General features: G+C 55.5%; 14 protein-coding genes. 4 read left to right on the top strand and 10 right to left on the bottom strand.

From position 1 onward, the window contains the following. Nucleotides 1-181 precede the first annotated feature (181 nt). The 4 genes from Q8W22_RS08955 to Q8W22_RS08940 form a co-directional block, all read right to left on the bottom strand. Nucleotides 182-2,059: a feruloyl-CoA synthase gene (locus Q8W22_RS08955; RefSeq protein WP_305452131.1), complete on the bottom strand. Its 1,878-nt coding sequence runs from the start codon at nucleotides 2,057-2,059 to the stop codon at nucleotides 182-184. Nucleotides 2,060-2,140: 81 nt separating this feature from the next. Beyond that, nucleotides 2,141-3,919: an acyl-CoA dehydrogenase gene (locus Q8W22_RS08950; protein ID WP_303433539.1), complete on the bottom strand. Its 1,779-nt coding sequence runs from the start codon at nucleotides 3,917-3,919 to the stop codon at nucleotides 2,141-2,143. Nucleotides 3,920-3,930: 11 nt separating this feature from the next. After that, nucleotides 3,931-4,710, bottom strand: coding sequence for a 3-hydroxyacyl-CoA dehydrogenase (locus tag Q8W22_RS08945; protein WP_305452130.1), 780 nt, complete (start codon nucleotides 4,708-4,710; stop codon nucleotides 3,931-3,933). Between the two features lie 63 nt (nucleotides 4,711-4,773). Continuing rightward, complete coding sequence (locus Q8W22_RS08940; protein ID WP_303433542.1) at nucleotides 4,774-5,538, bottom strand: crotonase/enoyl-CoA hydratase family protein; 765 nt, start codon at nucleotides 5,536-5,538, stop codon at nucleotides 4,774-4,776. A 285-nt stretch (nucleotides 5,539-5,823) separates the two neighbouring features. On the opposite strand from Q8W22_RS08940, the gene Q8W22_RS08935 reads away from it, so the two are divergent. From Q8W22_RS08935 to Q8W22_RS08920, 4 genes are all read left to right on the top strand, one after another. Next, nucleotides 5,824-6,876, top strand: coding sequence for a TRAP transporter substrate-binding protein (locus Q8W22_RS08935; protein ID WP_305414605.1), 1,053 nt, complete (start codon nucleotides 5,824-5,826; stop codon nucleotides 6,874-6,876). A gap of 216 nt (nucleotides 6,877-7,092) precedes the next feature. Further along, nucleotides 7,093-7,563: a MarR family winged helix-turn-helix transcriptional regulator gene (locus tag Q8W22_RS08930; protein ID WP_303433545.1), complete on the top strand. Its 471-nt coding sequence runs from the start codon at nucleotides 7,093-7,095 to the stop codon at nucleotides 7,561-7,563. Nucleotides 7,564-7,752: 189 nt separating this feature from the next. Then, complete coding sequence (locus tag Q8W22_RS08925; RefSeq protein WP_305452129.1) at nucleotides 7,753-8,358, top strand: GNAT family N-acetyltransferase; 606 nt, start codon at nucleotides 7,753-7,755, stop codon at nucleotides 8,356-8,358. Continuing rightward, on the top strand, nucleotides 8,355-9,278 hold the full coding sequence (locus Q8W22_RS08920; RefSeq protein ID WP_303433548.1) for a carbon-nitrogen hydrolase family protein: 924 nt from the start codon (nucleotides 8,355-8,357) through the stop codon (nucleotides 9,276-9,278). Before Q8W22_RS08925 ends, Q8W22_RS08920 begins: the two co-directional genes overlap by 4 nt. A gap of 76 nt (nucleotides 9,279-9,354) precedes the next feature. Here Q8W22_RS08920 and Q8W22_RS08915 read toward each other — a convergent pair whose 3' ends face one another. The 6 genes from Q8W22_RS08915 to benB all read right to left on the bottom strand — a co-directional run bounded on the left by Q8W22_RS08915 (nucleotide 9,355) and on the right by benB (nucleotide 14,707). Further along, a complete protein-coding gene (locus tag Q8W22_RS08915; protein WP_303433550.1) occupies nucleotides 9,355-10,545 on the bottom strand; it encodes a multidrug effflux MFS transporter in 1,191 nt (396 codons plus the stop codon). A gap of 617 nt (nucleotides 10,546-11,162) precedes the next feature. Continuing rightward, the gene (locus Q8W22_RS08910) at nucleotides 11,163-11,726 is read right to left on the bottom strand and encodes a CBS domain-containing protein (protein WP_305414601.1); all 564 of its coding nucleotides are present in this window, start codon (nucleotides 11,724-11,726) and stop codon (nucleotides 11,163-11,165) included. 115 nt (nucleotides 11,727-11,841) lie between these two features. After that, on the bottom strand, nucleotides 11,842-12,141 hold the full coding sequence (locus tag Q8W22_RS08905) for a hypothetical protein (protein WP_303433553.1): 300 nt from the start codon (nucleotides 12,139-12,141) through the stop codon (nucleotides 11,842-11,844). Between the two features lie 154 nt (nucleotides 12,142-12,295). After that, a complete protein-coding gene (locus tag Q8W22_RS08900; RefSeq protein WP_303433555.1) occupies nucleotides 12,296-13,081 on the bottom strand; it encodes a 1,6-dihydroxycyclohexa-2,4-diene-1-carboxylate dehydrogenase in 786 nt (261 codons plus the stop codon). A gap of 60 nt (nucleotides 13,082-13,141) precedes the next feature. Then, complete coding sequence (gene benC, locus Q8W22_RS08895) at nucleotides 13,142-14,152, bottom strand: benzoate 1,2-dioxygenase electron transfer component BenC (protein ID WP_305452127.1); 1,011 nt, start codon at nucleotides 14,150-14,152, stop codon at nucleotides 13,142-13,144. Nucleotides 14,153-14,215: 63 nt separating this feature from the next. Beyond that, the gene (benB, locus tag Q8W22_RS08890) at nucleotides 14,216-14,707 is read right to left on the bottom strand and encodes a benzoate 1,2-dioxygenase small subunit (RefSeq protein WP_303433558.1); all 492 of its coding nucleotides are present in this window, start codon (nucleotides 14,705-14,707) and stop codon (nucleotides 14,216-14,218) included. Nucleotides 14,708-14,712 lie beyond the last annotated feature (5 nt).

Here is a 14,712-nt window from a genome sequence, read left to right as displayed (position 1 = left end):
GTATCTCTGTATCTCTGTATCTCTGTATCTCTGTATCTCTGTATCTCTGTATCTCTGTATCTCTGTATCTCTGTATCAGCCTGGCTCCTGGCTCAGCAGCCAGGCAAATTTTGGGCGCAGCCGCAATGGCCGTGCCGCTGGTGTAATTTGCTGGCGGCACGGGTTATGGGAGCTAACCGAGTCAGGACAGACAGATGATATGGGCGGCAGGCTCTGCCGCGTACAGCTCGGCAACGGTATCGGCACGATTGGTTAATACCGCATTTTGATTGATGGAGCCTTTGTCGGTAATTTCATGGGCATCCAGCTGTGGTGGCCGGGCTTCAATGACCAAGCGCTGAATCCGGTTGGAGCTGCCGGTTGACGAGGCAGCCATTTCAGTGAGCAGGCGTCCGAAGACCTCGCGGGTGCGGGGGTGTGATACCAGCTCGCTGGCGCTGGCGTCGGCGGGCAGTTCCGTTAGCTGATGCAGTTGCGACAGGTCGGGGAAGACCAGTATCGAAATATAGCCCCGGTCGCGGCCCGCAATCACCAGGTCTTGCACGTAGGGGGCGCAATGGTGGATTACAAACGGTCGCAGACTGCCGACGCTGACCCAGGTGCCGGTATCCAGTTTGAAGTCTTCCGACACTCGACCATCGAAGTAAAATCCCCGATCGGGCTGTTGTTCATCAATAAACTTGAGGGCATCACCGAGACAGTAAAAGCCTTCTTCATCGTAAGCGGTGGCGGTTTTCTCCGCATCGCGCCAGTAGCCCGGAGTAATACTGAGGCCACGAATACGTGCTTCAAGCTTGCCGCCATTGGGCACCAGTTTGATGTCGGTACCCGGCGCGGGTACACCAACCACACCGGAAGCGCACTCTTCTATTGAAGCGAACAACGCCGCCGGGCCGGTTTCGGTTGAGCCAAGGCCCGTCAGCATCGGGACTTTTCTACCCGTATGCTGAATCGCCAGTTCATCCAGTGCATCCCATACATGCTGGGCCAGACCAGCACCGGCGAAGTACATGACGTTCAGGTGGCGGTAAAAGTTGGCGGCGACATCGGGATTGTCTTTCAGCCCCTGGGCCAGCAATTCAAAGCCTTTGGGCACGTTAAAATACACCGTCGGCGAAATATCGCGCAGATTGTCGAGCGTGACTGGCATGGCTTTGGGGACAGGTTTGCCCTGGTCGATATACAGTGAACCACCGTTGAACAGCACCAGGCCGACGTTGTGGTTGCCGCCAAAGGTGTGGTTCCAGGGCAGCCAGTCGACCACCACCGGCGGTTGCTGTTGTACAAAGGCCAGTACACTGGCGAGCATGGCCTGGTTGGCGCAGAGCATTTTATGAGTGTTGATAACGCCTTTGGGCATGCCCGTGGAGCCGGAGGTAAAAAGAAATTTGGCGATACTGCTGGCACTGACGGCCCGGTTGGCCTGATCGACGGCAGCGGTCACTGTGGTGTTGATCAGGGTATCAAATGGGGTCAGTACTCCTTCCAGACCGTCGTTGCCGTGGGCAGATACAACCGCGACCACGGGCAAACCGGGTAATACGGCATCAATGGCATCACGGTATGGTCCGAGGTTGTCGGCAAATACCAGTCCCGGGGTCAGGGTTTCGACGATATGGCGCAGCTTGCCAAAATCGGTAGAAATGGTGGAGTAGGCCGTAGAAACAGGAGCATAGGGAATACCGACGTACATGGCAGCCAGTGCCAGCAGCAGGTGTTCGCTGCTGTTGCCCGACAGAATCACAATCGGCCGCTCCTGACTCAGGGGTTCGCCGTCGATGCGCAGATCCAGTAACCATTGGGCGATGGCCCGTACGCGGCGGCGGGTGTCGGCATAGTTAAGGGTTTGCCAGTGCTGGTGGTCGGTACCGGCCTGGGGGCGCTGGCTGACAAACGGCCGCTCCGGGGTCTGTGTTGCCCAGTAGTCCAGGCGGTCGGTAATTCGTTCCGGATAGTCGCACAGCTCTCCGACCGAACGGATAATGCGACTGCCATCTTCGCGGTGTTCAACATCGACCCGATGGGTCACGACATGGACAGGATGAAAATCAGCAAGCATGTTGAGGCTCCATGATGCACTTTTTATGATTATTTGCATCGAGTGTGAGTTGTTATTGGTTGGTCATGCTGGCTGCCGGGTTTATCCGGCGGCGTTAAAGTCGAAATCTTTCAGGCCGTTATCGGCATCAGCTACTGTGGCTAAGAGCGCCTGGATACGGGGCATCTCATGGGCAAAATAGAAGCGGGCCTGGGCGATCAGGTTGCGATGATAGTCGGCATCACTGTCGCCTCGTATACAGGCCTGATCGGCCAGTAAAGCCAGCTGCCAGCCAACGCAGAGTATTCCCAGTGCGTCGAGCAAAGGCACAGACCCGGCATGTAATCGAGTCTGCTCACTTGTCTTGTTGGCGCTGTCGAGCAGGGCTTCTAGCTGGTTCTGCATCGCCGCGACGGAATGAATCAGATTGCTCTGTAATTCAGCCAATGGCGTCGCCAGTCGATCAGCATCCTGGTGGATATGCCGTAGCAGGCACCGCAAGGCGGTTCCCTTATCGGCCAGTATTTTGCGGAATAGCAGGTCGCGTGCCTGAATGCCGGTGGTGCCTTCGTAAATGGTGATGATGCGGGCGTCGCGCATAAACTGGGCAATACCGGTTTCTTCAACAAAACCCATGCCACCAAATACCTGCAAACAGGTGTAGCTCATCTGGTTGCCCTGTTCGGTGCCAAAGGCTTTGAAGACCGGCGTCAGCAGGGCAATTTGCCCCCGCAGTTGCTGGCGTTGCTGCTCATCGCTGCTGTGTTCAGCCAGATCAATCCAGGCTGCCAGTAGATACCCCAGTGCTCGCAGACCCATGGTCTGGCTGCGCATCGTCAGCAGCATACGCTGCACATCCGGGTGCTGGTTGATGGTGACCCGGGTGCCGTTCTGGAAGTGACTGCCCTGACTGCGCTCCTGGGCGTAACGCAGGGCGTGCTGGTAACTGAGCTCACCAAACCCGACCCCTTGCATGCCGGTGCTGAGACGGGCTTCGTTCATCAGTACAAACATGGCCATCAGGCCTTGGTTTTCAGCGCCGATCAGCTCGCCAATACAGTCGTCGTGGTCGCCATAACTTATCGAACAGGTGGGGCTGCCGTGCAGACCCATCTTGTGTTCAATGCCGCTACAGACCACATCATTGTGTGCACCCAGTGAGCCATCAGCTTCGATACGGTATTTCGGTACCGCAAACAGGGAAATACCGCGACTGCCTGCCGGTGCATCCGGGGTACGGGCCAGCACCAGATGGATGATATTGGCGGCCATGTCGTGCTCACCATAGGTGATAAAAATCTTCTGCCCCTTGATGCGATAGTTGCCATCCGCCAGCGGTGTGGCTTTGGTGGTGGTCGCAGCCAGGTCGGAACCAGCACCCGGTTCGGTCAGCGCCATGGCGATGGTCCACTGGCCACTGGCGAGGGGTTCGAGATAACGCTGTTGTTGTGTGGCGCTGCCAAAATGCCGCAGGATATCGCTGCCACCCTGGTTGAGGGCGTGGAACATCACAAAAGCCAGATTGGCCGATAGCCACATCTCGTTTACTGGCTGGGCGATAAACCGGGGCAGTGCCTGCCCTCCCGCGGCTTCTGTCATGGCCAGCCCCATCCAGCCGTTATCGCAGAACTGTTGGTAAGCTTGTTGCCAGCCCGGTGGGGTGATGACGGTGCCATTGTCGAAGCGGCAGCCTTGCTGGTCGCCCACCTGATTGAGGGGTGACAGTACCCCAGTGGCAAATTTGGCGGCTTCGGCCAGAATTGTATTGGCGAAATCAGGGGTCATCTCAGCCAGTACCTCGATCTGGTCCAGACCTGTGTGCTGGCGTACCAGTTCGAGGGTAAACTGCATGTCTTTTAAGGGTGCCAGATATTCACTCATTGCCACTCTCCCTATTTGGCCGCCATGCGGATCGCGCCATCCAGACGGATGGTTTCGCCATTCAGCATGCAGTTTTCAAAAATCTGCTGCACCAGTTGGGCAAACTCGTCCGGCTCCCCCAGTCGTGCTGGAAAGGGGACTGCAGCGCCGAGGGATTGCTGCACCTCGTCGGGTAGTACCGCCATCATGGGGGTTTTGAACAATCCCGGGGCAATGGTCATTACCCGAATACCGAAGCGGGCCAGTTCCCGGGCAATCGGTAGCGTCATGGCGACCACTCCGGCCTTGGAAGCGGCATAACCGGCCTGGCCAATCTGGCCATCAAAAGCGGCGACAGACGCGGTATTGATAATGACGCCACGTTCACCGGTGGCGTCCTGTTCGTTGTGTTGCATCTGGTCGGCACACAGGCGAATCATATTGAAGGTGCCGAGCAGGTTAATATTCAGTGCTCTCTGGAAAGAGGACAGCCGGTGAGGCCCTTCGCGGCCGATAACGCGCTCAGCCCCTGGAATACCAGCGCAGTTAACCAGTCCGAAGAGGCTGCCGAAGCGCTCAATACCTTGATGAATGGCGCTGGCTACGGCGTCTTCTGCAGTAATATCGCAGTGACAAAACAGGCTGCTGCCCGGGAAGTCCGACGCCAGCCGGGTGGCCAGTCGATTACCGGTTTCGGCATTGATATCGACCAATGTCACGCGAGCGCCCTGGCTCAGCAGACGGCGGGCAACGGCTTCACCGAGGCCAGAACCGGCACCGGTGACCAGACAATGTTTATTGGCAAGATTCATGGATCACTCCTTCTTCACAAAATTGGATGCAACGACTCGGGTTCATAAACAATCGAACGGGTGTCAGGATGATTTTTTGCGATTAAGAAAGGCGTCGATCCGTTCTTTGACCTCGCCACTGGTCTGGGTCATGCCGGTCAGCAACGATTCGGTAAACAGGCCGTCGTCGCTGGCCATATTGTTGATACGAGCCAGACCGGAAGCCATTGCCCAGTTGGAAAGACGGGAATTACTGGCGATGGTGGCGGCCAATTCCTGGGCTTTTGCCAGGGCGCTGCCCTGCGGCACAACATAATGAGCCAGCCCCAGACGTTCCCCGTCGCTGGCTGAGAGTGTGCGACCCGTCAGCATCATCTCGGTCATGCGGCCATGGCCAATGGTCTGCGCCACCCGAACAGAAGCGCCACCACCAACAAAAATACCGTGGCGACCTTCGGGCAAGCGGTAGAAGGTTGTCTCGTCGGAGACCCGGACGTGGGCACAAATCGCCAACTCCAGACCACCACCAATCACGGCACCATGCAGCGCCGCCACAATCGGAATACCGCTGTTGCTGATATGGCTGAAGACGCGGTGCCACATGCGCGAATGCACAACCACTTCAAATGGTTCTCGGGCGGTATGTTCCGACAGGTCGAGGCCGGAGCAGAACTCCGGGCCGTTGCCTGAGAACAGTACGACGCTGACGTCCTTGGGCATATTGATAAAGACCTGTTCGATCTCCAGGCACAGGGCATCGTTGATGGCGTTCTTTTTGTTTGGGCGGTTCAGGGTCAGATGGCCAATATGGTTGTCGACACGGAACGTCAGGTGTTGATAGTTACTCATGAGCGGGCCTCTCCGGCGTTATTGTTGTTAGTTATCCGCTGAAACCAGTCATTCGGATATTTGTTGTTTTTAAATATAGTTTATACATACAACAATTTGCAACCCATAACTTCGTCATATCAACAGGTGATGTCAGAGAGGCGAAAAACACGCTTGGTCATTAATGGGTATGAAATCAACTGTTGTTGACATAAACAATTTGTCGGGACAAACTCATTGACGCAAGGTGACAGGCCTGTGTCGGCCAGCCTTGAACGAACCAATAAAAATAAAAAGGTATGAATCATGAAAATCAAAAACCTGCTGGTTGCACTGGGTGTGACGCTGGGCAGTCTGACGACAGCTTTCCATGCCCAGGCGGCAGAACCGGAATACACCTTCAAGCTGCATCATTTTCTGCCACCCATGGCGATGGCTCATAAAAAAATTCTGCAACCATGGGCCGACAAGGTGATGAAAGAATCTGGAGGACGTATCAAGATCGACGTCTTCCCGGCGATGCAACTGGGTGGTAAACCGCCGCAGCTACTCGATCAGGTCCGTAAAGGGGTGGTGGATATTTCCTGGACGGTGGGAGGCTATACACCGGGCCGTTTCCCGAAAGCCAGTGTGTTTGAATTGCCCTTTATGGCAGCCAGTGCCGAAGCCACCAGTATGGCGCTGCAAGAATATGGCGAAGAAGAAATGCAGGACGAGCTGAGTGATGTACACGTACTGGCGCTGCACACCCATGCCCCCGGCTCCTTGCATTCCCGGGGAGAGCTGCTGAAAACCTCGGCGGACGTCAAAGGCTTGAAACTACGTGCGCCGAACAAAGCCATGGCGGAAGCGTTCGATATCATGGGCGCGGCACCGGTCTTTATGCCAGTGACACAAATGTCGAGTGCCCTGTCGAAAGGTATTCTTGATGTGGCCGCCTTGCCGTTCGAAGTGGTTGTCCCGATGAAAATCAACCAATTGACCAATAACCATACGCTGGTCAGTGGTGATCGTGGCCTGTATACCCAGTTTTTTGTGTTCAGTATGAACAAAAAAACCTATGCCAAACTGCCTGCCGAGCTGAAAAAAGTCATCGATAATAACGCAGGAATAGAGCTGTCTCGCCATATCGGCAGCTTGTTTGACCAGTCCGAACAGGCCGGGTATGACATTACGGCTGCAGGGGGAAATCATTTCTATACCTTGCCGGCATCGGAAGCCGCCCACTGGAAAAAACAGATGCAACCGGTGACGGATGCCTGGATTAACGATATGACGGACGATGGCCTGAATGGCCAGGCCCTGTACAACAAAGCCAACGCGCTGATTACCAAGTACCAGCAGCAAACCGGTTCCTGAGTGTTTGCCGGTACTGTGACCGGCGGCTCGACTATCCACACTCTTTAGGGTAGGGATAGGGGCAGGGGCAGCCGTCAGTTTCGGGTAAATGATGTGTGGTTTGAGAACGGTTTAACAAACAACAATTGCCCGGAGAACAATTGTTGTTTGCTATACTGGCGGCTGTGATTATTTTTTACTCCGCAGCCTTTGGGCTGTTCCGACACCAGGCATCTTATGGCAACTTCTGGCTCATCTTCTGATTCTCTCGATTTTGGTATTTTGCACGATCTGATTGGCTATCGCCTGCGTCGCACCCAGCTGGTTTTTTTTAACCGCTTTGCGGAAGCCTGCACCGATCTGGGTATCAGCCCCGGCCTGTTTGGGGTACTGGTGCTGGTAACGCGTAATCCTGGCCGCACCCAGACTGCCATTGCCCAGGCATTGGGTAATGATCGTTCGGCCATGGTAGCAGCGGTCGACAAACTGGAAAAAATGGATCTGGTCGAGCGCCGTCCATCCCTGAATGATCGCCGTTCCTATGCACTTTATCTGACCGAACACGGCGAACGTTTTTATCAGACCATTGAAAACCGGGTGAAAGAACAGGAACGTGCGCTGGAAGCGCGACTGGAAGCCGGTGAAAAAGACCTGCTGATCGATATGCTCGCCCGTCTGTGTCAGCCGGACTCTCACGACAATACCTGATGTTCATCCCATCGTTGCGGAAAGGAACGGACTTGCGTCATGGCACGCGGATGAAAAAGACCTTTTAATTGATATGCACCAACGGCTTTGTCAGTCTGGACATCACCGCGAAGGGCGATGGCTGTAAAGCCGGGTAGCGCTCTCGTTATCGATACTGAACAGACTCACAAAACAGACGAAGAGGGTGGCATGTCCGTTTCCCTGTTGTACGTCAGCGGCGTTGAGCTGCAAGCCTGGATTGACGATCTGGCACGATTACGCATACAAGTATTTCGGGAATATCCCTATCTGTACCAAGGGTCTGCTGCATACGAGCGGCAGTATCTGCAGACCTATACCGGTTCTGGTGCGGCGATGGCGATCCTGGCCATTGATGATTGCTTGCCGCCGGGTCAACAGGTTGTTGGTGCTTCAACCGGCATCCCCATGGGTTATGAAGACGCTGCCTTCCGACAGCCGTTTGAACGGGCCGGTATGAATACCTCCCGGCTGTTTTATTGTGCTGAATCGGTGTTGTTACCCGCTTACCGTGGTCAAGGAATCTATCGCGGGTTTTTTGCCGGACGGGAAAAGCACGCACGGAGTCAGGGCTGCTTTGATGCCCTGTGTTTTTGCGCCGTGGTACGACCACCGCAGCATCCGCTGAAACCGGCCGACTATCGGCCGCTGGATAAGGTCTGGCAGCACTTTGGCTACCGGCCATGCCCGGATCTGATAACGCATTACGACTGGCAGGATATTGATCAGGATGCCGCCAGTGCCCACCCCATGATGTTCTGGATGAAATCACTGTGACTACAAACACTGCGACTACCTTGCGCGTTGCAACCGCCGCCTACGAGGTTGGCTTTCTGGCCAGTTTTGCCGACTGGCAAAAAAAAATATCGGCTTTGGTGGCAGAAGCCGCCGAGGACGGTGCGAAAGTACTGCTGCTGCCAGAATATGTATCGCTGGAACTGACCTCGCTGTTTCCTCCGGCGGTGTACCAGTCACTGAAGCAGCAACTGATCGAGCTGCAAGGGCTACGAGTGCCATTTGTGGCCGAATTTGTGCGGCTGGCAAAGCAACACCAGGTGGTGATCGCTGCTGGCACCTTCCCGGTCGGGCTGGCAACGGTGGCGGGCTGGGAACAATACGTTAACCGCTGTTATCTGTGTTACCCCTCGGGTGAAGTGCACTGGCAGGACAAGCTGCAAATGACCCGTTTTGAACGCGAGCAATGGGGCATCTCGGCAGGGGATGAGTTGCGTGTTTTTGATACACCCTTTGGCCGACTGGCGATCAATATCTGTTACGACAGTGAATTCCCGCTGTTTGCCCATCAGCAAGTGGCCCAGGGGGCCGATCTGATTCTGGTGCCTTCCTGCACCGATACACTGGCAGGGTACCACCGGGTACAGTTGAGCTGTCGGGCACGGGCGTTGGAAAACCAGTGCTTTGTGTTGCAGTCCCCCACGGTGGGTGAGGCGGCCTGGTCTCCGGCAATTGATGTGAACTACGGTGCTGCCGGTATTTACTCACCGGTGGATTATGGTTTTCCGGATGACGGCATCATCACCCGCTTAGCCACCAACCAGCCGGGCTGGTGTTATGCCGACCTGGATCTGGCTGAACTGGCCCATGTGCGCAAGGCGGGCCAGGTGTTCAACTATCGCGACTGGGATGGGCAATACCCGTTTGTAACTCCGCCTCTTGCCGATAAGCCAACGGAATAAGCCGGCAAGACAGATAACGGCTGCGACCCTGGTGCGTAGTCCGCTTCAGGGTCTCGTCTGGGGCTTGATGCGGTGATTATCCGGCAACCGATGTTTTGGGTGACGCCAGGGTACGCACGGTAAAGCCGAACAACGCCGCCGCCAGCATCATGCAAATCATCGCCTTGGGTGAGCCGTCCGAGAAGCTGCTGACCACCGACCCGGCAATCCCCCCACTGGCAAAACCCATGGCACCCACCAGCGCTGTGGCGGTACCGGCAAGGTGAGGGAAAAATTCGGTGATGGACGAGGTTGCATTGGCGACCACAAAGCCATGACTGCCGACATACAGCATCAGCATCAGGGTTAACAGCCAGACCGACAGTTGGTCGAACAGGAACACATAGCCGATCATCAGCAGCGCCATGGTGATCTGGATTTTCTGTCCGATACCAATCAGCACCGGTGGATCAAGCCGCTTCAACAAGTGCAGATTGACCTTGCTCATCGACAGCATGGTGAACACCACACAGCCAAATACGAGGGGATAAACGGTTTCAGTCAAACCAAAATAGCCCATAAAAATACCCGGGGATGAGGTGACAAACGACAGCATGCCAGCGTATGCGCCACAGGTTGAGGCGATAAACCCCCAGACCCGCGGATCACCCAGCACCTGCCAGTAGTTACGCAGCGGATTACCTCCGGTACGGACTTTGCGGGTTTCCGGCAAGCGGTAATAAAACAGCGCAATCAACAGCAGGGCATACACCAGCAAAAAGCCGAAAATGGCATGCCAGCCCAGCAGTTTCAGAATAAACATACCCAGCAGCGGCGCAATCAGCGGCGCAACCATCATGACCTGAATGACCCGGATCATGGCCGAAGCACCTTCACGGCCACTGGCAAGGTCGCGAATAATCGCGGTGCTGTTGACGACGGCGAGTCCACCGCCGAGGGCCTGCACGGCCCGGAAGACCAACATTTCATCCAGCGATTGCGACAGCAGGATACCGCCGGCACCGACAGCAAAAATGGCCAGCCCGGTAATCACCATGGTGCGACGACCATAACGATCCGACAACGGCCCACCCAGCAGTTGCCCAAGGCTGAAACCCATCAGAAAAACACTGACCGACAGTTCAACCTCGTGCAGTGATTTACTGAACTCACTGGCGATCACCGGTACTGCGGATAAATAGATATCAGTGCCCAAAGGCGCCAGCGCTGTTAACGCTGAAAGCATTAACAAGAAGCCAGGGGTCAGGCGAGCCGTCATAGCAGACATAATTCTCCGGAAAGACAAAAAACGTACCACGCCGGTTGGATAACCACGAGCGTTGGCAATAAATTCAGATAGAACGCCGAGAGCTGCTCGACATCCGGACGATGGCCGGTGTTATAGGGCGACCTCGTCACCGACCGCTCGTGCAGCATAAAAAACGCAGGCTGGATTCAGGAAGAAGGGTGCCGGATCAAGTAGCTGGCGAAAACACGCTGTTCCCACCGATGGTTGTTATCAACCGGCTGGAGAAACAGAGACGCGACCATACAGTATGAAGCTTAATGCTATCAATAGATGTTCCCGGTATGAATTGATCCGTAATCGACAACAATAACCATTCTGTTCAACAAGCCTGTTTAGCCAGGGAGAATTGGCGTCAATGGCCCTGATGGCTGGTGGCTGATGGCTGATGGTTGATGGTTGATGGCTGGTGGCTGGTGGCTGGTGGCTTGCGGTTGGTGGTTGGTGGTTGGTGGTTGGTGGTCTCGATATGGCTGGCATAGTAATCAGCCAGTGCGCCAGTGCAAGTAGCCGGAGTATAGGAGCCGGAGTATAGAAGGGGGATTCAGTAACAGAGAGAACGCTGGCGATCTGATCAGCCCCATCCCTGGGGCGTAATATCACGATACCGCTGAAAATACCCGGGCAAAGCTGGACTGCTCATGAATATCAATCGGCAGTCGCAGCTTGCGAGAGATATCGCTGGCGGAAAACAACCCACGAATAGTGTGATTGTCTTGATCAATCACCAAACAATGTTGCTGGTGATTGTCTTGCAGGAAATTCACCACATTCCCAATCGTCGACTTATCCAGCTCGGCATAATCCAGCGCCACCAGATCTTTTTTGCGCACCATCAGCTCCGCCACCAGCACTTCTTTCAAGCTGCGCAAGCCGGTATTGGCTGCTTGCAACAGAACGTACTGATCGGATAGATGCTCTGCTCCAATAACGCCCAGAAACTGATTGTGTTCATCCACCACCAGCTTCAGGCGTACATGGGTTTTGATCATCATGTTGCGGGCTTCAAGGGCAGTCATCGAGGCATCAACCACCATGGGCTCATGGTCGATAAAATCGGTAAAAACCGTCTTGGCAGGGCTATTCATGGAGATACACACCGGTTTTTCCGGGAAGGCCAGATCATCAATGCTCTGGACGGAATGCAGGGTCAATTTGCTCATAAGAAATACTCCACGGCCTGTGGCGCACAGCGGCGTCCCAGTCAGGCCAAATTCTGATTGTTGGGTACAAAAACGTCAGGCGTTGTCCAGGCCAACCCGTACGGGAGCCTGGGAATCAGAATGAAGGAGGGCCGCGCGCCCGGAGGCTGTCGCGCTGACGTGTCCGATAACCCGAGAGCGGGGCAAAGAACAAGACGGCAGTCAGGACCAGAGTGAGCAGTTGAAAAGGGGAAGCGACGCTGAAATAGTGGCGATCGTTATCATGATCCAGCAGGGCTGGCAGATCGCTGAAGGTGAGCTGGTTACTCCAGAGGACGTTGTGCTCGCCCCGGGTATCCAGCAGATTGAGTGCCCCTAACGTACCGAGCAGAGCAATACAGACACAGAGGCGCAGCATTATGCGACGATTGATCATGTGCTCCCCCTGTTGAATACGTGATGGTGTACTGCTCCAGTATAGACAGATAACTGGCATCAGGTTCAGTACGAGACGCATTAAAACAGGACAACCTTTCCGCGTGTATCCACCGCACCGTCACAGCCCTGGCGGGCACAAGCTGGCCACCGGCCTAGCCCAAATCACCACCACCAACCGGAATCACCGAACCGGTCAGGTAAGACGACTCATCCGACGCCAGAAACAGAATCGCATCGGCTTGCTCCTGCAAGGTGGAATAACGTTTCATCAGGGTCGAGTCGACGGTCTGGTCGACAATCTGCTGATACCAGATAGCTTCCTGTTTGCTTTGCTTGTTGGTGTTGCGGGGAATCCGGCGTGGGGCTGCATCAGTACCGCCCGGTGCGGTGGCGTTGACGCGGATGCCATATTCGGCGTTCTCGAATGCCAGGCAGGCCGTGATGGCATTGACGCCGCCCTTGGCAGCCGCATACGGCACGCGATTACGGCTTCGGGTGGCAATGGACGACACATTCACAATGGTGCCGCTGCGTTGCGCCTGCATGGTATCGAGCACCGCATGACAGCCCCACAAGGTCGGGAATAACGAGCGGCGGATTTCTTTTTCAATCTGGGTCGGCTTGTAGGCTTCATAGGGTTTGGCCCAGATGGTGCCACCAACGTTATTCACCAGCACATCGACCCGGCCCAGCTCCGCAATGACCGAACGAATGGCGTCGTTGGCACTTTTGAACTGCTCCAGATTGGCGAGCCGGTGAATGGTGTTGGGTGAGCCTGCGGCAAGACAGGCTGCAACCACTTCTTCGACGATGGGCGACAGATCGATCAGCGCCAGTATTGCGCCTTCCGCCGCCAGGGATTCCGCCACCGTCCGGCCAATACCCTGAGCGGCACCGGTGACAATAACAACTTTATTTTCAAAACGAGAGGGACGCATAAAAGGTGTTCTCCTGAAGCGGGGCGATGTGCCAGACACACCGCCACAAACGGGCGCGGATCAACTGGAAGCAAATTTCTCGTAATAGAAATTCACCGGCTGGATGCCTTTGTCGGTGATAAAACCGTTGACGGCGTCGACCATGGGGGGTGGCCCGCAGAGGTAAATATCGAGGTCGCCGTGGTGTAATACGGCGTCGTTCATATGATGGGTTACAAACCCTTTTACCGGGTACTCTGCCTCCGGGTTGGCGGCACAGGCGGTAAAACTGAAATTGTCGATGCGGGCTGCCAAGCCTTCCAGAGTGTCCAGTTCAACCAGATCGCTGTCGTTGGTAACGCCGTAAATCAGATGTACGGGTTGCGGGCAGCCATCGCGTTCGAGTTTTTCCAGCATCGCCAGAAACGGCGCCAGACCGGTACCGCCCGCCAGCATCAACAGCGGACGTTTGACATCCCGCAGGTAGAAGCTGCCGAACGGGCCGCGCAAGGTCATGTTATCGCCCGGCTTGGCATCGTGGGTCAGCCAGTGGCTCATCAAACCGTCCGGTACCACCCGCACCAGAAACGACACTGCGCCGCTGTCTGCCTGCACCAGTGAGCTGAACGAATAAGCCCGGCTCTGATCGGTGCCAGGTACTTGCAGATTGACGTATTGCCCCGGCAAAAAATGCAGGGCACGAACCTGATCACTGGCCAGGGTAAAGCTGAGGGTAGAAGGTGACAGCCGGTCAAGCTCGACCACCTCGGCATGAATATCCGCCATCTGAGTCTGTACACACAGGGATGACAGCGCCGGGACGTTAATCACGCAATCCGTTTCTGCCACCATGCAACAGGTAAGCACCTTGCCTGCTTCTGCTTCCTGCTCGGACAGGGCGTCGTCTATGTAATCGTCCATCTCGAACTGGCCGGATTCCCATTGGCATTTGCAGGTACCGCAGGCACCGTCTCGGCAGTCCATCGGAATATTGATTTGCGAGCGGTAGGCGGCATCGGCCACGGTTTCGCCCGCCATGGCGTCGATAAAACGGGTAACTCCGTCTTCAAAATTGAGGGCTACTTTGGGCATAGCGGTATCTCCAGCCTTTGTTGAGGGCTTTTGTTGTTATGTGGCAGCGCACCGGCCAGCGTCTTACACGTGATAGATGTCGACGACGTGATGAATGTAGTCATTCTTGATCACAACGGTTTTCTGCAGGATCTTCAGGCCGGCTTCGGTCTTGATCAGCGTGACAAAGGCGTTGCCGAAATAAGAATCCACGGTGTGGTAACGCATGCTGTGGGTGCACCAGTTGTAGCGGATCTCGCAGCGGTCACCATGGTCGGCAACAATTTCAACATTGCTGGTGTTATGGCTGGTGCGCGGCTCCGGCAAACTGGAGGCGCTGGAGCGTTCGGTCTTGATACGGAACACCCGGTCTTCAAGGCCATCGCGACGGCGGTAATACATCAGCGAGACGTGGGCCTGGGGATCGGTCACCAGCTCGCCATCGTCATCCCAGCTGGGAATCCAGAATTCGGCTTCCGGGTCGTAGTGTTCCAGCCACTGGTCCCACTGTTTGTCATCCAGCGCCCGGGCTTCGGAGTAGAGAAAATTCAGAATCTGTTGGTAATCAAAGCTCATGGTCT

The organism is Oceanobacter sp. 1_MG-2023, from assembly GCF_030689025.1.
Lineage (GTDB): Bacteria > Pseudomonadota > Gammaproteobacteria > Pseudomonadales > Oceanobacteraceae > Oceanobacter.
The sequence above is the reverse complement of the archived record's forward strand: the minus strand, read 5'-3'. Positions and strand labels throughout refer to the sequence as shown.